Genomic DNA, 18,651 nt, shown 5'->3' with positions numbered 1-18,651 from the left:
CCCCAACCAAATCCGCCGATTTTCCGCGATTTCGACCATGGAAGCCCGCTGGCGCGCGATTGACGGCCGCGATAGGCGCTGCCTATTCTCGGTCCGAAATCGCGCTGTATGGCTCCCCATTTTGATGATAAAACACGCTTGCAAAGGACCTGTTGCGAACAGCTTTTAATTGCGATAGCTGGATGAAATGACGACCATTTCCAAATCCAGTGTTATCCGCGTCAAAGCCCTGGGTCTACATTGGCGAGGCCCCCGGCTCCTAGCATTTGAGGTCTATGATCATGAGGGCCGGCTCAAGGGGGTACGGCCGCTAGGTGGTAGCGTTGAGTTTGGCGAAACCGCAAAAGATGCTGTTGTCAGAGAGTTTAAAGAGGAAATCGATACTGAGGTTTCCATTCTCGCAGGGCCAATGGTGATAGAGAACGTCTTCGTCCACGAAGGCCAAAGCCGGCACGAAATCCTCTTTATTTTTGACTTGGCATTTCCTCAAGGAGCTTTCGAGGGTCTGGAACGCATTCGATTTCAGGAGGACGACGGCACCTCAATGGTCGCAGCTTGGTATGATCCGCGAGAGCTTGATATCGAAGGAAGGCCGGAGCTTTACCCGAAGGGCCTTAAATCTCGATTACTCGGTCGGTGACCACCTGCCCCGCAGCCTGGCCAACCAGGAGGATTCCGGTGAACCTAGAAGGCAGGAAACGCTATCAATTCAACGAAACAGATTTCGCTTAATCAAGCCGGTCGACACCGCTAAACTCGGCGCAAATCACAGCGCTGGAGACGATCTTGCCAAAGCCGAAAGCCCTCCCCTCCCCCGCCGATCCGGTGCTCAACCGCGCCGAAGAACTCGATGCGCTCGACGCCATCCTGCCGTTTGCCCGCCGCGATCAGCTGGCGATGCTGCTGACCGACGAGGACGTCGCCACCCTCAAGCATTTGGCCAAGGAGGGTATGGGTGAAAATACACTGCGCGCACTCGCTTCCGACGTCGGCTATCTCGAGGAGTGGTGCAAGCTGTCGACCGGCGCTCCCCTCCCCTGGCCGGCTCCGGAGAGCCTGCTGTTGAAATTCGTCGCCCACCATCTCTGGGACCCGGTCGAACGCGCCGAGGATTCTTCCCACGGCATGCCGGCCGACGTCGAGATTGGATTGCGCGCCCAGGGCCTACTGCGCGTCGATGGCCCGCACGCGCCAGACACCGTGCGCCGGCGACTGACCTCCTGGTCGATCCTTACTCGCTGGCGCGGTTTGAGCGGATCGTTTTCCGCCCCTTCCCTGAAATCCGCACTCAGACTCGCGGTGCGGGCCAGCGCTCGGCCAAGGCGACGCAAGAGCAAAAAGGCGGTCACCGGCGATGTCCTGACAAAGCTACTGGCCACCTGCGACGGTGAACGCCTGGTCGATCTTCGCGATCGGGCACTGTTGCTCGCCGCCTTTGCCTCCGGCGGCCGCCGGCGCTCGGAAGTCGCCGACCTGCGCATCGAGGATCTGGTCGATGAAGAGCCGGTGCATGCCGATCCAAGAGACGCCGCCTCCCCTCTCCTGCCGTGTCTCACCGTTCATCTCGGCCGAACCAAGACAGCGACGGCTGAAGATCAGGCGCATGCCGTTCTGATCGGCCGGCCGGTTGTCGCGTTGAAGCGGTGGATTGAAGAATCAAGGATCGAGAGCGGACCGCTCTTCCGGCGGATCGATCAATGGGGCAATATCGATCGGCGAGCCCTGACGCCGCAGTCGGTCAATCTGATCCTCAAGAACAGATGCCGACAGGCGGGTCTGGATCCTGAGGCATTCTCTGCTCATGGGCTGCGGTCTGGCTATCTGACCGAAGCGGCCAACCGCGGCGTATCCTTGCAGGAAGCCATGCAGCAGTCACTACATAAATCGGTGGCCCAGGCCGCAAGCTACTACAACAACGCCGAGCGGAAAAACGGGCGAGCGGCAAGATTGGTGAGCTAGGAAATCAATTGAGGGTGAGCAGATGCGGTATTCCACCGGCCAGCCGATACTGGTAGGCGATCATGTTATGGTCGATGGTATGGCGGGGATCGTTGTCTGCGATTTCGATAATCGCGCCTTTCTGCCCGGCTACTCCGGCTGGGACATCCCTAACGTAGAGATGATGGGCGGTGGCACCCTGTCTTCCGGAATTATGGTCAAAACGACTGACGCGGGCTTGATTCACTACGAACAGGGAAACGGGCACATCCTATTTGTTGAAGCGAGTGGTCTTCAGCCTCCTGACGCCAATCGGAGATTGGAAGATTGATCTCCACCTCGGATCGGGCGATCCAGTCTAGATACCTGGTTTTAGCGTTCTTAGGGCATAGAAGTTGCAAGTTCTCCTCGGCTCCGGAGAGCGCTAGGTGTAGCGGCGCGCAATCATCGGCCCTCTCCGAATGAACCAAGTCCAATGAGAGCGCCGTGGAGGCGCCCCCACTCACAAACGTTCAGGTGATCAAGAGGCTTTGCTGATCGATTTGCTATTTGCGCGCATCAGCGCCATCAACATCGGGCCGAGCGAAAACTCACCGCGATCTGCCTTCCTGGTAAGATCTCGCAAGTAGCCACCGGCCGAATTGATATGCCCTGCCCTTTCGAGTATGCAGGCCACTACCGCCGCAGCGTTTTCAGCGCCCAGCGCGTCGCAGGCGTCTTGGTAGGCAGTCGGACTGACGCCCAACATCGACCGCACAACGACGGCCGCCGACATAAGATCGCGCCAACTGCCGACGGCACCTCCAGGGCCGTAATCGGTGATCTGCGGGCAAGCCTGCAGCACCATCCCAAGCGGGAACGCTTTTTTCGGGTCCCTAATTTGCGTGATAGCTGGGCTCGATTTCGCCCCCTGCTCTTTTTCAGAGCTAGGTTCAAGTTCATTACTGGATTCGGATTTTGAATTCTGTATGTGGCAACCATTTTGGATAGCATTGCTGTCCATATTTTCGGAACTTTCCTGACTTTCCAGCTGGTTGACGATCTCTTCCCGCAACAACTCCATTTCTTCCAGGATCGAGGTTATTTCCGCGGTCATCGGTCGACGCGGAACTCGAGCAACCAGGTCGATGAACAGCGCTTCTATGTAGCTCCAGTTACCGGGAGCGCCCTCTTCCACAGCGGCCGTGATGAGCTTGCGGACATCGCGCCGGCAGATCGTCAGTGCTTCTTTGGCAATACGGAAACGTTTGCGCTCCGCTGCGACCTGCTGCGCGGCATGGGCCAGCTCTTCGGCTCGCGCCAGTAGCGGAGCCAGGCTGAAGCCAAAGGCATCTTCGATCACACCTGATCCGTCCTTACGGGCATAGCGTTTGCCGTTGGCGCTATCCTTGCGCTGGATTAGGCCAGCTTCGACGAGCGCGGCAAGGTGCCGGCGCAGCGTTGTGCCGGCGATCCCGTGTGCGCGTACAGAGAGCTGTTCATTCGACGGAAATACGACGAGTCCATGATCCTCCGAAAGATCGCTGTCGGGATAGAACGTCAGAAGCGCATCGAGGACGGCGAGCGCGCGGTCCTGAACGCCGAGCAGTTCCCTCGCCTCGCAAGCGTCGCGAAACACTTTCCACTTCTCGACGGTCTTACCTGATTTGATTGCGGCCGTTTTCATCTGCCCACGAACTTGGGCAAGCGAAATCGCTCGCCGCCCGAAGGGCGTCGTCACATTCCCACTCTCCATTTCCTTCACCCTTCAATAGGCAAAAGAAATCTGCTCACCAAAACGGTGCCAAAGACTCTTGACTGTGATTCGTGGAAATGCGATTCTCGATCTTGCTACAGAATACGAGAGAGGCTTCCACGGGCGACCGTTTGGGGGCCTTTTTCTTTTGCTGTCTACCTTTCCTCAGATTTGGTTGATGACAGAAACTCTTGGTGCAATCGCCCTAAATTGTCGGTGATGAAACGGCCGAATTCGGCGGCCTGTTCTAACCTGAGGGCGATTGAATAACTCTTGTTGCTGCCTTTGAACTCTGCTTTGACGGAAGCATCGCCAGCCCGCCATTCGCCTTTATCCGGCGCTTCCTTGGGCAGCTGGTCGGCTTTCCTGATCTCGCCAATCAGGAACTCAAAGCGAGCGTCAGAATCGAGAGCACCGAAACTCTCCGCATCGATGAGCTTAAGGACAAGCTTTTTCGTCGATGGCTTCTCGATCTTTTGCGCGAAATCGATCCATCTATCTCGACCAATGGATTTCGCGGGACCGATCTTTTTGGCAACAGCTTCAGGCACCCGGCCTGATACCGACAACATACGCGTCAGCATCGGAGCGTCAGTTGCCAGAGCGGACTGGATTGTTGGCTTGTCGTAGCCGAGATCGAGCAAGCGTTGAGCAAACATGGACCGCTCGATGAATGACAGGTTCTGCCGGGCGGAATTTTCTTGCCCTTGCGCGATCACATGATCCGCGTCGGAGATTTCCTTGACGACTGCTCGAACCTTGCGGCCCAGATCTTTTGCAGCCCGAACGCGGCGGTGTCCGAAAACGATCTGGTATCGACCAACTTGGGATGGGTGAGGGCGCACCAGAATTGGCGAATCTTGCCCGCGCTCGCGAATAGCTTCCACCAGTTCCAAATAGGCGTCGTCGTCCTCGCCCATGCGATCAGAAACAAAGGAGCCTTCGAGGTCGGACGTGTCCAGTTCGAGAACCTGTTCGCCCGCAAAACTCTGATCAGCGAGGGCGGCCTTTTCAGCCAGCTCGTTCAGAGAACTGATCATGGATCGGGACGCACCTTTAGCCGCGTAGGTGGGCGCGGGCTTCCTCTCCTGATCGTCGCCTTTAGGCGACGTGAGATTTGCGAAAACGTCCCTTCTAGCCATCGCAGAAACTCACCTTTATTGATTTCATTGGATAAAAATGCCGTTTGTACGGCTGACAATTCTGCTTACGCATGTCTGCGCCTCCATGCTTTGTGTAGGAGGTCGATCACCTCGGCGTTCACCGCATCCATCGATTCTCGGGCGCGGTCATAGGTCGAGGGCGTGAATTGTGAGCGCTCGACTTCATAGAGCGTTTGCTTGGTCAAGCCAGCGTCGGAAATCGCCGTCGATTTTACCATCTGATTTCGCATCATCTGCGCCGCAAACATGCTCTGCATGAAGCCAACCATCTGCTGCTGTGGAATGTCCGTCGGCTCGTATCTCGTCACGAGATATCGGAACCAGTCGAGGGAAACATTCACACCTACGGCTTCGACGCTCTTTAGAATGTTGCCGAGCATCAAGAGAAATTGACTCATCGACATAATGTCGAGCATCTGAGGATGGACGGTAATCAAAACCGATGTGGCTGCCGTCAACGCTGTCAACGTGAGATAGCCGAGCTGAGGAGGGCAATCGACTACGACGACATCATAGCGATCGTCGACCTCAGCAAGCGCGTCTCCGATCCGGGTATAGAACAGCTTGCCAGCGTTGGAATCTTTCCGTTGCATGGCAATGGGCGTCTCGTATTCGTATTCCTGCAGCTCCAGATTCGCTGGGACGACGTCCAAGTTGGGAAAATTCGTTGGCTGGATAATTTCGGTGATGGACTTACGCTGGCCGTCGTAACGTAGTGCTTCGTAGAACGACGCCTTGTCGTCAAGCTCTGGCTGAATGCCATAGAGTGCCGTCAAGGAAGCCTGCGGGTCAAGATCGACTGCCAGGACGCGGTAGCCACTCAATGCCAGATACTGCGAAAGGTGGGCAGACGTTGTCGTCTTTCCGGAACCGCCCTTAAAATTTACGACGGCGATCACCTGTAGGCGTTCGTTCTCTTTTCGGTGCGGCACACGGTCGAGGAGGGTGCGTAGGTCATTCATTTGATCTGCGGTGTAATACCGCCGTCCAGTCGAAGTCGTCGTAGCAGGCTCGACACCCTTGCCCTGCAGATGGAGCTTCTTCAAATAGGACTGAGAGACCCCCACGAAGTCGGCGACCTCCGCCAACGAAAACTGACGCAAGCTCTTCTGGGCGTTCGGCGGGAATTTTTCCTGCCTCAACATGTCGAGCTTCGACGAAATGTCACCACCCTGTTCAAGGATGATGTCGGCAAAACCCGGCACTTTTTCAGAAGTGGCCATTTTCACGCTCATTTTGGAACCCACCATCAGTCACGATATTTCCGTGAAACCTCACCAATTATCGGGACAATGCTCCGATTCCGTCTTCATGGCAAGAAAAAGAGGGTAAACGAAAGGTTAACGCCCAGTTTCCTGAGCAGAGCCTGATTCTCAATCGCTTGGGAAGAGAGGGGAGGGGTTCCCACCAGAGATCGGTGGCGGTCAAAACATCTGGATTCCGCGTGAATTGCAGAGGGTGTTGATCTTCATGATTCTGACCCGTTAAGCCGCGGCTACGCCCGCTCCACTTTGTCGACCCTCGACAGAAACTGCTTGAGGCTCCACCCGGCCCACAAAATATAGGGCGGAATACCGAGCGAATAGTGACCACAGTTTAATTCGAGAATGTTCGCCCTTGCCCCGGCGGCACTCAGCGTTTGCATGAACCTCGTCGATAGCTCTGGAAGGACCACTTTGTCTCTCCTCGCAAGAAGGATATGACGAGCGAGATCCCGTCGTGCGAGATTTTTCACAGAATTTTCCAGGTTGAGTGGAGCCCAAGCCCTGCGGAGATCAGCCAGCTTTATCTCAGGCTCAAGGCTTTCACGTATTGCTCGTGTGGCGCGCCCGGTCCAGACCATATCAGCGAGACTTCCCGCTGTCAGAAATAACGAGGCCTTCGAGACATTCGCGTCGTGAGCAGCAATCAACCCGGCGACCCATGAGCCCAAGCTCATACCTAAAACCGAAATCTCCTGGTAACCTTCGCTCTTCAACCAACGTATTAGCTTTCTGCCATCCCATACTGCCTGCCTTACGGATTGGATCGTTCGACCGAGATTGGCGCTCAACATATCGTCCGCGTGCGCGGCACCTGGGCGGCTGCGCTCGAAGTGATAGGGCATGGCCATCTCAACAACGGTGATGCCACGCTTCGAGAAAAACTTGGCAATCTGGCGATTTCGGGAGCTCGCATTCCAATGGTGAAAAATCACCATCGCCCGATCTAGGGACCCGCTTTCCGTGATTTTCGCCCAGACGACGTTGTTCTCTTCAACGTCGGTGTGCATGTCCGATGGAAATTTGAGCCACTCACCTTGCCTTTGAAAACCTTGATCGCTCAGATTCGGCTCATCGAAGAAGGTTGGATCCGCGGCGGCCTGACCCGCAAGAGCGCAAAACTCCTCGAGGTTTGTTGTCGCCTTGGCGCCTGGAAAGGCGCGGTCGGCGTCGAGAACGAAGGTCGTTCTTTCTTTCCCTTGTTCGCCACGCTGCGCGCGCCGCTCATCCCAACGATCCAACCAACTATGATACACGCGGATTTCCTATCTCACTTATTTGACGCTGCCCGAACCCTGGATCGCAAAGCCCGTATATCCCAAGGAGCACCCCAATGCTCAGAAGGATCGAAAACCCCGCAAACGCATCGATGAGCAAGTAACTGGCAAAAAGCAGCACCACAACGCCTGACATCTTCCACAAGGGCACTTGAAATCGGCTCCTGCTACCCAAACGGATTGAGCCGTACAGAAAAACAACGCACGTCGAAACAGCAACTAAGAGGCTGCTATAGTGGGTCGGCATTCTATAATTGAACTTGCTGCCGGCCTCTTGGTGGTGATGGAAGACAGCGGACATATCACCGACAAGCCAAGCCATGATGTTCTCTCGATCCGATGTCAGGTACGAACTCTGGGCTTTCATGCAGATGGCAATCAGGATACCCAAAACCGTGCACCGAAAAATGCCGCGCATCAGCCTGAGGGCGGGTTCGCTAAGGTCGTCTCGATAGACCATTTCCGGGCGGATTTTCGATATTTGTTCAATTCTCCAGAGATCATGCACCATCGTGTGAAGCAAAATGAGGCCTGCGAAAAATACATAGAAGCAGAGGCACATATAGAGATAGGCGAGAGCCGTGAAGACGATAGACATTTGCACCGAAATAAGCTCCGGCCGAACAAGGGCGATCGAGCCCCAACTCGTCGCGTCGCTACCGCCACCCTTCAGCAGGGGGATCAAACACACGCCGATCCACTGGAACAGACCGGCGAACAAGACGCAAATCAGAAAAACCGCCCAATATGAGTAGGAAGACGCTGCGACAGTCTGCTGCCAATCATCGTCGCTCTCTTTCCTGCCGGCCTGTCCCAACAGCCGCAGCCGCCCTTCACCTCTCCAAAAGACAAGTAACTCCGTCACGAGCCAGAAAAAGAGTGGCAGCAGCACCATGAAAAGGAATGTCCAATTCGGCGCCCAGAGAAACCCAACCTGTTTAACAACGCCATCCGATCGGCCATAGGTAGCGCTGTGGATCCCGACAATGTACGACAGAAATCCAAGCGCCGAGGCACCCGCAAATACGGATGCCGGCAAATTCAAGGGAGACCCACGGCTAAAGAGCGCTTCCGATCTCAGTGCCAAGCCGTGACGCCGTTCCGGCATAATATCGATCTCTCGCGCCAATTCGACCGACGCCGCTTTTGCATTGCCGACGATAGCGGTCGATGGCATCTTCAAAGCCGCGGTCGCACTGGCGCCGCCGCTTCTCCCGTTCTTCGCTTTGCGTCTCTTTGCCGTGAACCGGGATTGCGCCTCGCCGAGCTCCATCTGCCATTCACTGGTTGCAACCGGATCGTCGCATCCAAAAATCCTTGCCAGCCAACGGATGTTCGCTGTGCTGATCCCTTTGTCGTTCTCCTGAAACCACAGCTGTACTGTTCTGAGATCCACCCCAGCCCGGTTCGAATCAATCTGCGAGATCGCTTCTGCCAGAAGCTCGGGCGTCCACGGTCCTGCGGGGAAACCGTCGTGGCTCAAGGGCCGGCCCGCTCCGGCCGCAGCCAATCGCTTGAATAGTTCTTTGAAATCGCTCCCGTCTTTCGGCGGCGGGAGAAAAAATTTTCCATTTCGTATCAAAGGCTTACCGACTTTGGTTTCGTATGGTTTCGTTACGTTTCTTATCCTATCGAGCCTTTAGACTCAATCAATGATAGCGCCGGGCCGTTGGAATATAGCAAATCGGGCATCGGATAGCTTTTGAGGTGAGAGGCCAATGATCATCGATTCAATTCAAGGGGAGATCCACTATGGCGGCCGCAGCCATCTGAGCCATATGGGTTTCTTGCTGGACGAGTTTGCACGTGAGCAGGGGGATTATGCGACGTTTGCCGAGTATGCGGCTCAATGCTTCATGGAAGGCAAGCAGATCGCTGGGGCGATCAATGAAGTCGAGCAGGTGAAGCGTTCAGGCGTCAACGCCTGGGGCTATGCGATCAGGATCGAGAAAGGGACGTGGCGAAGCGACCATGATCTTGTAAGCGTTTCGAACCCGGATGCAGCACAATCCGCGTTGCGGCAAATCGATCGCGCTGACGAGAAAAAACTATTGTCCTTGATTTCCCTACTTGAGGGGGAAGGGGAAACATTGAAGGCACTCGGCAGGTTAATGTTTCACGCGTTCGCGAGCGACAGAGCCAAAATCCGCGAAGCCGATCTGGAAACCGTAACGAATGCTGTTGAGAAGTCCTACGAAGCAGGCCGGTTGCCGAACAAAACCGCGATGGAGAACTTGCTGCAGGCTATTCGGATTCTTTCACCTCAAGGGGCGAGTTCGTCTCCAGAAGGTGAGCCTTCTTTAGGTTGATGGCGGCATCAGGGTTGATGTAGAGCACCTTTCCAAATACGCCTGGGCGGATCGATGGCGTATGAACGCGCTCAATCACACCGCGCTTTTCCAGGAGCTTCGCCATCAGATCGATCTGGGATGAATGAGAGTCGACCATGCGCGCGATACTCGACGCCGTCGGCTTTTTGCCGAGTTCGTGTTCGTGAGCGAGCGTCGTCAGCAGCGCAATCTGACGGAAGCGGTGCGCACCGGTTTCGCCAGGGAAGCGAGACCATAAAACAAGATCACAAAGTTCCGACAGCTTGGTTTTCTCGGGTGGCTCTCGGGACGGGGGGGAGGGCAGTGTCATCTGCAATTGCCCGCTTTCGACAGCGTCGAAGTAATCGGCGATGAGTTTTCCGAGCAAAATGGGGATGCGCTCTTCCAGATCCGTCGCGACTCGAGCGATTTTTTCATACTGTTCGGTCGACATGAAAATGCGCGTTTCGGTGAGGTTCGCGTCATGTTCGCGTTCCCACCAGCGTCTCGGCTCTTTCGGATCTTCTGAGGTCATTTTCAAATCACAGACAGTTCGGTTGCGGCGGCATCGCGGCTGTTGACCACTGCCATGACCCGGCGTTCCCTTCCATAATGGCACTATCGACTTATTAGGCGAGATTTACTTCTCTTGCCAAGCCGGAGATTTCGCAAAGGGTCATGACAATCCGTTATAGCGCTAAATATGCAATCGATCCATCGAACAGCCGATGTCCCGGTGTACCGCTCGCCTCAACCGACTAGCACCACGAGCGGTGCCTCGGCTCCCACGGCCGGACGACGCGATCGCGCGAAAGCATGTGGCCGAGGTCCCGATTGTTGATCGAAACGAATGCGATCGTTCCGGACTGATCGGTATGAAGGCGGGCCATCGTGAAGGTTGCCCGATTGAAATACTGGGCAAGCCGATCGACCGCCCGCTGCGCGCTTGATCGCTCACCGATACAGTTCGCTTGGGTGAGGGGGGCATCGATGTTGGCGATGCGAACGGGCTCGCGATGGTCGCCCCATCGGTGCATGGTGAAGCTGTCGCCGGTCAGAATGCGCAAGGAGACGGGCTCGCAAGCGCTGTTCTCACAGAACGTCGCGTTGACGCTTCGTGAGACGACCTCGATGCCAAAGGTCGCACGCACTACCCTGGGTTTCGCGCTTGCCGCGGCAAGCGGTGTGATGCAGAGCAGGGCGGCAAGGCCAAGACGAGCTGAGATAGCGAGCATATTGATCAATCCCAGGGAATGATGGCCATGAGGTCTTCATCGTCCTGGCCGGGGTAGCGGCCGAGATTGGCGTTGAGCTTGCCATAACCGGTATTGACGGAAAGCGTATAGTAGTCGGCGTTCTCCCGGTTCTGCTTCTTCCAAATGCCGCCGATCTCCACAGCCTTGCCCCTGGGACTTTTGGCAAACAGACGATAGGCCGGCGCCTTCGGATTCGCGCTTGCATAGCGTTCGCCGGAAACGTCGACATCATAGGCGATCGAGGCAATATTGCCTTTGAGGCGGGCGCCGTCTTCGATGAACTGGATGTAGTTGGTCAGCTCCGCTGTCTTGGTTGGCATGAAACTCTCCTTCAGTTTGAGCGTGACAAGGCGCCTATCTGGCGCCGGTTGATTGAGACAAAAGTGTCCGGTTCGGATGTGGCATGTCGGGAAACGCCCACAAGCCGACGCGCGACGTCTGTGCGATCGATTCCTCGGCGGCGTAAGCCGGATAGACGGGCGTTCCAGAACTTGTGAGAGCTGCGAACGCAAATCCTTGCGTAATCAGGATCGTTCCGAGATCCAGGACATGACCGCCGACATGGGCGGAGCAGATGACCAGGATCGTCGATCCCTCGGGTGATTGCGAAGGCGATGTCGATGACGAAGGGCGGGCGGATAGCTGCACGACCGGGGCACATGTCGGCTTGGTATCGCGGATGATAGCGGCAAGCATCGCAAGCGACACCGCCCCACAATCCTGCTTTTGGCCGGATTTATCCGTATAAGTGCTGCCGCGCAGGCAGGCCTGAACCCCATAGAGCCGCATGGTCTGTCCGGATTGCTGCCAGCTATCGCCCGTCAAGAACGTCAGACCGGTCGCGGGCACCGCAAACGTGCGGGAAGCCGGTTGTTCCGGCTGCGCGAACGAGGGGACTGCCAGCGTCAACAAGCCGAAGATCGAGATGGTGGCAATGATGATGCCAGGTATGTTTGTGGTCCGCGTACCGACAGTCATTGCGGTGCCCTGTCCGCAGCAACCGGGCTGCAATCGATACCATCGTTGGAGTTGGTAATGCAGCCGACATTATAGCCAGCGCCCGAGATCATATAGGAGCACACACTCGTGCCGGCCCCGTCGCGCGTGCCAGGGGCATTGCAGTCGAGACCCGCCTGAGCAAGATTATAGAGTTTTGACGTCTTGCCAGCGCAACCAAACTGACATGCCTTCAAGATTGACGATTGCGAGATGGTCGCGCAGGTGCCCTGATAGCAAACCTGCTGGCCGACGAGATTGGTCAGGCCGCTTCTCTGCGCCGCCGCCCATTGATCCCCTTCATATCGCTGCCAGGCGACAACCTGAGCCGAGGGGCTCGCCAGGAAATCGGCGCGGCTGCCGCTCCAATACTGCTGAAGCGTGCCGCTGTCACAGAACTGGAACGCGCCGTAACAGCGGGTGCCATTGACGACGGGAGAAATGCTGTCGAAATTGCCTTCGCTGTGGCTGACGTTGGACGCATATTCGGCACAGCCGGCGGGCATTCCGGCGTTCAGCAGGCTGACGGCGCTTTCGCCGGCGAAGGCAAGTGTCGCCAGCATCCCAAGTGCGATGCCGCACTGTGCATAAAGATCTCTAACGTTAGGCCACCAGACGGGGAGGGGACGGTTGATCGATCGGGCAGAAAGAGCAGTTGTGGTCATTTGGCGTCCTTAACGTCATAGGAACCGGTAAACGCCTGGACGCTGTCGTTGATTTCTTCCGTAAAGATCTTGGCATAGTTCAATGAGAGCGTGACCGGATGGCCAAGCAAGCCATTTCCGGAAGCGACAATTTTCGCTGGGCCGCCTGGCTTCTTCAGCGCCAGGACGAATTGGCAGTCGCCCTGCATGGTGCAGGCGCTATCCAGCTGCGAAAGGATCCATTCTCCCTTTGGTGTCGTGGTACGGGCGATATAGATACTCGGAAGCCGGGGCGGGGCGCCGAATGTCTGGAGATCGGAGTCGTCCCACAAGCCCTCAGGATCGTGGCTGACGTTTTTGTGAGCGAGCACCGGTGTCAGCTTATAACCCTGTTGAGCAACCGCAGGGACACTGCCGAGGGCCGCGAAGAAGGTTGCCGCGATGAGGGCATAGATCGTCGGTTTCATGGAAAGGCCTATCGTTCGATGTGACGGCTACTTTGCCGGGAAATGAAACGGTATGCGCTGGCGGACATGGTCACCGCTTTGCGCACCGGCGCCAACATCGCGGCGATCAGGAAATAGCCGTTGATGACAAGCCGGACTGGCTGCTTGAGCAAAACGATGGAAACGCCAAGCACGAAGCGGATCGCGCGAAAGATGACGGAGAGGGCACCGATCGCGACCGCACAGAGGACGCAAAGGTTCAGCACCATAACGATTGCGTAGAGAGTCAGGACGAAGGCGGTATATCCGATGTTCTGCAAAGGGTGAGCGAGCACTGCCTTGAGCTGAACCGAAAGCGCAAAGCCGAGCAGGGCGTCGACAAGGAGAAGGCCGACGACGACGGAAAGCACCAGCTTCATCGGGTCGAACGCCACAAATAACCGTGGATCGTCATGCTCCATGATCCTATGTCTCCTTTTCGAGAATCCGTAAGCCATCGGGTCAAAGCTGCAGATCGAACCAGAACCTCGACTTTTCCCCGCTCGAGCCGGTGATGTCGAAGTAGTACGGGTCTTTCTTCAGGGGGCGCTGGATGCGATCGATCGCTTCGCCGGTACTGCCATGCCCGCCGTCGCTTGCCGCGCGTTTGACGCAGGACGATTGCGTGCCGCCGCCGTGGCCGGACGTGTCCTCGGCCGGGGTGTAGCCGGCCGGGCAATCATCATACTGCTGGTAACCGGGCGCACCGGTGCCGGCTCCCGGACAAATAGGCCACGTGAAACCCGGCAGTTTCATTGCGGCAATCAGCTTCGTCATTGGCGGTACACAATAGGGAACTCCGCGCCAGCTTGGATTCTGCGAGGCTGCACAAAGCAGCACCTGACAGCCCCATGGAGCATCATCGGCACGAGCCAGAGCTGGCGGCAGCACAGCCGTCAGGACTGCGGTGGCGAGCACAGCACGGAGCCCGATTGAGCCGACTGAGGCGCAAGCCGATCGATGCAGGCTCATGTGATTTCAACTCCGTGTCATTTATCCTATTGACAGGATATTCAGTTATATAAAATAATCAAGCCAGTTTGATCAGCCAAATCAGGGCATTCAAGGGCGAGCACGCAATGGACATGGGCAATTCGCAGATGCGACATAGTCAGCGAGTAAGGCACCTGCTTGCGGTCGCGGCCCTGAGTCTCGTCTTCTGCCATTCGGCCGTCGGCGAAGAGATCGCTCCAACCGCGGCGCTCTGCGTGGATGGTGCGATACCAGCCGGCCAGATCAAACAAATGATTATCGACGAAGCCGTCCGCCAGCAGGCCGACGCCAAGCTTGCGCTGGCTGTCACGGGCGAAGAATCCGGCTTTGGCGCCCGTGTCAATTCGAAGGCCGGCGCTCGCGGCCCGATGCAACTGATGCCGGCGACTGCGGTCCGATATGGCGTGGCCGATATTTGTGACGCAGGTGAGAACATCCGCGGCGGTGTCAGCTATCTCAAGGATTTAATGGCTGCGTTTAGTGGCAATATCATGCTGGTCGTTGCCGCCTATAATGCCGGCGAGAGCCGCGTTATCAGCGCCCGTGGCATCCCTTCGATCGGCGAAACCGTCTCCTACACTGCTCGTGTTGCCAATGCCTATTACGGCTTTGACAATGCGATTTCCACCCGAGGCAAAGCGGCAAAATTAAACGCAGCAACCGAAACCAATGAAGCCACCGGCGTCGACCTGCTCGCAGCAGCCGTCCCGGCAGCATCGGCCTCCGACAAGCCAATTCCCATCAATCAGACACCGGACAAGGCCCGCCAGAACGACTGGATCGGCGGCTCGGTCCTTTACGTGCAGTAGCCAGAACAGGAGCCCCCAATGAAGGCAAAGCTTATTGATCTCGTTCGATCCGTGATCCCCTCACGATCGATCAGTACCAATACCGTTGCCATGGCCGGCATTGCCGCTGTTGTCGCCGTCGGCAATGCCGATCTCGCCTATGCAGCCGGCGATATTTTCCAGCCAATCAATTCGGTCTTCACGACACTCCTCAATTTCATGACCGGAACCTTTGCCACGACGGCGGCAACGATCGCTTGTGCTGCCGTCGGCTATATGGCGCTGACCAGCCGCATCCCCTGGAGCTGGTGCTTCTCCATCATCGTTGGCATTGCCTTCATCTTCGGTGGCGCCCAGCTGGTGCAATCCATGTCGTCCGGATTGGGCGGCTGATGAGCGAGGGACAGGCAAAGGCAGAGGTGGCGCCCCTGGTTCTCGGTCTGACACGGCCGAGACTATTCTGGGGCGTTCCGATCGGTCTCTTCGTCGGCGAGATGATGATCGTCGTCATGACGTTCCTCAACACGAAGAACCTCGCAATGTTCCTGCTGTTCCTGCCGTTGCATGCGCTGTCCTACGTCATAACGGTGCGCGATCCGCACCTGCCGAACGTCGTTCGGGTGCGGATTGCCAAATGCCCCTGGACGAAGAACCGCCACTTCTGGGGCGGCAATTCCTATAACCCATAGCGGAGCTTTCCATGGACAGGGCGGTTCGCAAGGACCTTCGATTTGGGGCGGAGATCGGTCGGGAAAAGGCGATCTCGGCGCACATTCCCTATCTCAGGCACATCGACGAAGACACGCTGCGGACCAAGGATGGCATGTTGCTGTCGGTCATCAAGCTTGATGGCTTCTGCCATCAGACCGCCGATCAGGAAATCATAGATGTCGAGGCGACGGCACGCAACACCTTGATCCGCGCACTCGCCGACAGCCGCTTTGCCGTTTACTCCCATATTGTCAGACGCCGTATTCCCCCCGATATCGCCGGAGAGTTCGACATTCCCTTCTGCAGGGATCTGAACGACCGCTACATGCATGGTCTTGCCGACAGCCGCATGTATACGAACGAACTCTATCTGACGGTGATCCGAAGGGGGTTCCAGGGGAGGGTAGGCCTTGCCGATACCCTGCTCGCTCACTTCCGGAAAGTGGCTGGCGTTTCCGAACAAGCGCTTGATCACGAGGCTCGCCAGGAGCTCAGCCAGCACGTCGCCAATATCGTCAAGGGATTGGAAGCCTACGGCGCTCGAGTCCTGAAGGCGGTGCTTCGCCGGCATAGTGTGTCTTCAGAACTGCTGGAGTTCTTAGGGATGCTTTTGAATGGCGGCCAGCCGATGAACATGCTGCTACCTCGCATGCCACTCGACGAATACCTGCCGACCCGGCGCATCACCTTCGGCCGGCGGCTCCTGGAACTGCGCGGTGGCAGCGACAACGAGACCCGTTTCGGCGCGATGCTGTCGATCCGCGAATACCCGCCCTATACCGCAACCGGCATGATCGATGGTCTCCTCAAGATTCCCGGCGAATTCATCGTGTCGCAAAGTTTTTCGCTCGCCGACCGCGCTCCGGTCCTGTCGGAGATGGATCGCATCCAACGGCAGATCAGCGTGTCTGACGAGCGCGGGACTAGCCTCGAAAGTGCGATCTCGATTGCACGCGACGAGTTGGTCAATGGCCGCTCAGTCATGGGGTATCATCACCTCTCGGTCATGGCGCTCGGCAACTCCATTAAAGAAACCGAAGCCAGCGCCCAGGCGATCACCAAGGAGCTGCAGCACGCCGGCATGGTTGTCGTGCGTGAGGATCTGAATGCCGAACCGGCATTCTTCGCCCAGCTCCCTGGAAACTTCGCCTATATCGCCAGGCGCGCGCTGATCTCGTCGCGAAACTTCTGCGGCCTGGCGTCCTTCCATAATTTCGCTCTCGGAAAGCCCAGCGGCAACCACTGGAGGCCAGCCATCTCGCTGCTGCAGTCGACCTCGATGACCCCCTACTTCTTCAACTTCCACAAAGGCGAGGTCGGCAACTTCATCGTGACCGGCCCGACGGGCTCGGGCAAAACGGTTGGCCTCCTGTTCCTGTTGGCACAAGCTATGCGGACGCGACCGCAGCCGCGCTGCGCCTTCTTCGACAAGGACCGTGGTGGAGAGATTTTTATCCGCGCCTGTGGTGGACAATATGAGGTCCTACAGCCGGGAACTCCGACGGGATTTAATCCGCTGCAGCTCGAAGATACCCCTGAGAACAGAGCCTTCGTCTATGATTTGCTGAGCTATATCGTCCGGCCGAAGGATGAATCGGAAAAACTTTCTCCCGAACAGGAGAAGATCCTTGCCCGTGCTGTCGAGCAGATCTTCAACGTCCCTATACGTGAGCGGCTGTTTTCCGACATCGTCCATTTGCTGCGCGGCGGGGAAGTTTCCGGACGCGACGATCTTGCCTCCCGTTTCGAAGCCTGGCGCGACACGCGCGGCTGGCTGTTCGACAATCCCGTAGATCTCTGGGATAGAGAGCGCGGTGTGTTCGGCTTCGACCTTACCGCCGTGCTCGATGAGTCGGAGATCCGGACAGCAGCACTTGGATACATCTTCTTTCGCATTGGCCAGATGCTCGATGGTGTCAGGCCAATGATGCTCTTTGTCGACGAGGGCTGGAAGCTGCTCGGTGACGACAAGGCCGGCGCCTTCATCAACGACCAGCTCAAGACGATCCGCAAGAAGAACGGCATTGTCGGGATCGGCACGCAGTCGGCCCGCGATATCACCACCTCACGCATTGCCCATACGTTGCTGGAGCAAAGCCCGACGAACATCTTCTTTCCCAATCCCAAGGCGGATCACGACAGCTATGTGCGTGGATTTGGCCTCTCTGAGGTCCAGTTCGAATGGGTCAAGACCACTTCGTCGACATCACGTCAGTTTCTCGTCAAGCATGACCATGACAGCGTGATCGCCCGGCTCGATCTGTCTGATATGCCCGAGTTCGTCAAGGTTTTGTCTGGCCGCGCGGAAACGGTCGCCGAGTGCGAGCGGTTGCGCCAGCGTTACGGCGACGCGCCGGAACTATGGCTTCCGTATTTCTGCGGTTGGCAACAGGAGCCGGCAGGTCCTGCCGGGGAGCACCCATGAGCGAAATATCGATGTGGAACCGATCCGGACTGGTCAGCCTGACGCTTGTAGCCGGCATCTCGATCGCATTACCGGCGCAGGCCGAGGTTCCGGTCAATGATGCCGCGCGCACGACCAAGGAGACGAACATCGCGGCCTGCATGCAGCGGGCGCGGACCTACAAGCAGTCGGCGGTCGCACCTTCGCGCGGGGTGACGACCAGCGTTTCGACCCAAGGCGATCTGGCCGGCGTGGGGCAGGTGAACGGCGCCAGCGTGTCCGGTTCCCCACTCTCCGGAACGACGATCGGCAACAATGATCTGGCGATCCTGTTGGCTGTGGGGCAGGGGGTGGCGGCACTGAAGACGAAGAATACCGGGCAAGTCGTCAATGCGCTTGCGGCGGTCGCAGCGGCCATCAAGGCGAACAACACGACGCTCACCGAACAGCAACAGAAGATCGGCACGGCAAATTCTCTGCAGGGCGCTATGGATCAGAACTCGGCGGTCCGACTCTCAGGGGCGCAGATATGGAATCAGGCGATCGGCGCGGTCAATACGACGGTTCAAATGCGCAACCAGCACCTGATCGATGCGGCGGCCGCCGAAAGTGCCGCCACCAGGGTCATGACCTACGATCCGGGGAAGGCGTCCTTCGTCAATGACAACAAGTCAAGCGGAGGCAACTGAC

At 57.2% G+C, this 18,651-nt stretch carries 23 protein-coding genes; 9 read left to right on the top strand and 14 right to left on the bottom strand.

What is annotated here, in order from left to right; translation table 11 throughout:
• Positions 1-187 precede the first annotated feature (187 nt).
• The 3 genes from AC13Q5_RS33060 (at position 188) to AC13Q5_RS33050 (ending at position 2,269) form a co-directional block, all read left to right on the top strand.
• On the top strand, positions 188-640 hold the full coding sequence (locus tag AC13Q5_RS33060; protein WP_488504635.1) for an NUDIX hydrolase: 453 nt from the start codon (positions 188-190) through the stop codon (positions 638-640).
• Positions 641-786: 146 nt separating this feature from the next.
• Complete coding sequence (locus AC13Q5_RS33055) at positions 787-1,959, top strand: site-specific integrase (protein WP_488504633.1); 1,173 nt, start codon at positions 787-789, stop codon at positions 1,957-1,959.
• Positions 1,960-1,981: 22 nt separating this feature from the next.
• A complete protein-coding gene (locus AC13Q5_RS33050) occupies positions 1,982-2,269 on the top strand; it encodes a hypothetical protein (protein ID WP_488504631.1) in 288 nt (95 codons plus the stop codon).
• Positions 2,270-2,458: 189 nt separating this feature from the next.
• Here the strand turns inward: AC13Q5_RS33050 and repC are convergent, their stop codons facing one another.
• The 5 genes from repC to AC13Q5_RS33025 form a co-directional block, all read right to left on the bottom strand.
• On the bottom strand, positions 2,459-3,673 hold the full coding sequence (gene repC / locus AC13Q5_RS33045) for a plasmid replication protein RepC (RefSeq protein WP_488504629.1): 1,215 nt from the start codon (positions 3,671-3,673) through the stop codon (positions 2,459-2,461).
• Positions 3,674-3,828: 155 nt separating this feature from the next.
• Positions 3,829-4,815, bottom strand: a complete 987-nt coding sequence (gene repB, locus AC13Q5_RS33040) for a plasmid partitioning protein RepB (protein WP_488504628.1) — start codon at positions 4,813-4,815, stop codon at positions 3,829-3,831.
• A gap of 65 nt (positions 4,816-4,880) precedes the next feature.
• The gene (gene repA, locus AC13Q5_RS33035; RefSeq protein ID WP_488504715.1) at positions 4,881-6,059 is read right to left on the bottom strand and encodes a plasmid partitioning protein RepA; all 1,179 of its coding nucleotides are present in this window, start codon (positions 6,057-6,059) and stop codon (positions 4,881-4,883) included.
• Positions 6,060-6,331: 272 nt separating this feature from the next.
• Positions 6,332-7,354 (bottom strand): RcgR family putative quorum lactone hydrolase, encoded by a 1,023-nt coding sequence (locus AC13Q5_RS33030; RefSeq protein WP_488504625.1) that lies wholly within the window; start codon positions 7,352-7,354, stop codon positions 6,332-6,334.
• A complete protein-coding gene (locus AC13Q5_RS33025) occupies positions 7,344-8,957 on the bottom strand; it encodes an RcgA family putative transporter (protein ID WP_488504623.1) in 1,614 nt (537 codons plus the stop codon). Before AC13Q5_RS33025 ends, AC13Q5_RS33030 begins: the two co-directional genes overlap by 11 nt.
• A gap of 136 nt (positions 8,958-9,093) precedes the next feature.
• Between AC13Q5_RS33025 and AC13Q5_RS33020 the strand changes: the two genes are divergently transcribed.
• Positions 9,094-9,684 (top strand): hypothetical protein, encoded by a 591-nt coding sequence (locus tag AC13Q5_RS33020; protein WP_488504621.1) that lies wholly within the window; start codon positions 9,094-9,096, stop codon positions 9,682-9,684.
• On the opposite strand, the gene AC13Q5_RS33015 is transcribed toward AC13Q5_RS33020, so the two are convergent.
• The 9 genes from AC13Q5_RS33015 to AC13Q5_RS32975 form a co-directional block, all read right to left on the bottom strand.
• The gene (locus tag AC13Q5_RS33015; protein WP_488504620.1) at positions 9,620-10,219 is read right to left on the bottom strand and encodes a hypothetical protein; all 600 of its coding nucleotides are present in this window, start codon (positions 10,217-10,219) and stop codon (positions 9,620-9,622) included. The two genes, AC13Q5_RS33020 and AC13Q5_RS33015, sit on opposite strands and share 65 nt — an antisense overlap.
• Before the next feature lie 223 nt (positions 10,220-10,442).
• Positions 10,443-10,919: a thermonuclease family protein gene (locus tag AC13Q5_RS33010; RefSeq protein WP_488504618.1), complete on the bottom strand. Its 477-nt coding sequence runs from the start codon at positions 10,917-10,919 to the stop codon at positions 10,443-10,445.
• Between the two features lie 5 nt (positions 10,920-10,924).
• Positions 10,925-11,260: a DUF736 family protein gene (locus AC13Q5_RS33005; protein WP_488504616.1), complete on the bottom strand. Its 336-nt coding sequence runs from the start codon at positions 11,258-11,260 to the stop codon at positions 10,925-10,927.
• A gap of 34 nt (positions 11,261-11,294) precedes the next feature.
• Complete coding sequence (locus AC13Q5_RS33000; RefSeq protein WP_488504614.1) at positions 11,295-11,918, bottom strand: thermonuclease family protein; 624 nt, start codon at positions 11,916-11,918, stop codon at positions 11,295-11,297.
• On the bottom strand, positions 11,915-12,601 hold the full coding sequence (locus AC13Q5_RS32995) for an acyltransferase (protein WP_488504611.1): 687 nt from the start codon (positions 12,599-12,601) through the stop codon (positions 11,915-11,917). Before AC13Q5_RS32995 ends, AC13Q5_RS33000 begins: the two co-directional genes overlap by 4 nt.
• Positions 12,598-13,047 carry a hypothetical protein gene (locus AC13Q5_RS32990; RefSeq protein WP_488504609.1) on the bottom strand — a complete coding sequence of 150 codons (450 nt, stop codon included), beginning with the start codon at positions 13,045-13,047 and terminating at the stop codon, positions 12,598-12,600. The genes AC13Q5_RS32995 and AC13Q5_RS32990 overlap by 4 nt, the downstream gene beginning before the upstream one ends.
• An 8-nt stretch (positions 13,048-13,055) precedes the next feature.
• Positions 13,056-13,487 carry a hypothetical protein gene (locus AC13Q5_RS32985; protein WP_488504607.1) on the bottom strand — a complete coding sequence of 144 codons (432 nt, stop codon included), beginning with the start codon at positions 13,485-13,487 and terminating at the stop codon, positions 13,056-13,058.
• Positions 13,488-13,527: 40 nt separating this feature from the next.
• On the bottom strand, positions 13,528-14,037 hold the full coding sequence (locus AC13Q5_RS32980) for a hypothetical protein (RefSeq protein WP_488504605.1): 510 nt from the start codon (positions 14,035-14,037) through the stop codon (positions 13,528-13,530).
• A 41-nt stretch (positions 14,038-14,078) separates the two neighbouring features.
• Positions 14,079-14,309: a hypothetical protein gene (locus AC13Q5_RS32975; RefSeq protein ID WP_488504603.1), complete on the bottom strand. Its 231-nt coding sequence runs from the start codon at positions 14,307-14,309 to the stop codon at positions 14,079-14,081.
• Between AC13Q5_RS32975 and AC13Q5_RS32970 the strand changes: the two genes are divergently transcribed.
• Genes AC13Q5_RS32970 through AC13Q5_RS32950 form a run of 5 tightly spaced genes read left to right on the top strand, consistent with a single transcriptional unit; the run spans position 14,310 to position 18,650 of the window.
• On the top strand, positions 14,310-14,867 hold the full coding sequence (locus AC13Q5_RS32970; protein ID WP_488504601.1) for a lytic transglycosylase domain-containing protein: 558 nt from the start codon (positions 14,310-14,312) through the stop codon (positions 14,865-14,867).
• An 18-nt stretch (positions 14,868-14,885) separates the two neighbouring features.
• Positions 14,886-15,239 carry a TrbC/VirB2 family protein gene (locus AC13Q5_RS32965; RefSeq protein ID WP_488504599.1) on the top strand — a complete coding sequence of 118 codons (354 nt, stop codon included), beginning with the start codon at positions 14,886-14,888 and terminating at the stop codon, positions 15,237-15,239.
• Complete coding sequence (locus tag AC13Q5_RS32960) at positions 15,239-15,535, top strand: VirB3 family type IV secretion system protein (protein WP_488504596.1); 297 nt, start codon at positions 15,239-15,241, stop codon at positions 15,533-15,535. Before AC13Q5_RS32965 ends, AC13Q5_RS32960 begins: the two co-directional genes overlap by 1 nt.
• Before the next feature lie 11 nt (positions 15,536-15,546).
• On the top strand, positions 15,547-17,982 hold the full coding sequence (locus AC13Q5_RS32955; RefSeq protein ID WP_488504593.1) for a VirB4 family type IV secretion/conjugal transfer ATPase: 2,436 nt from the start codon (positions 15,547-15,549) through the stop codon (positions 17,980-17,982).
• Positions 17,979-18,650: a hypothetical protein gene (locus AC13Q5_RS32950; RefSeq protein WP_488504590.1), complete on the top strand. Its 672-nt coding sequence runs from the start codon at positions 17,979-17,981 to the stop codon at positions 18,648-18,650. The genes AC13Q5_RS32955 and AC13Q5_RS32950 overlap by 4 nt, the downstream gene beginning before the upstream one ends.
• Position 18,651: the final 1 nt, after the last annotated feature.

The organism is Martinezella sp. CNPSo 3964, from assembly GCF_057784375.1.
Note: the sequence above shows the minus strand (reverse complement) of the source record. Positions and strands in the feature narration are given on the sequence as shown.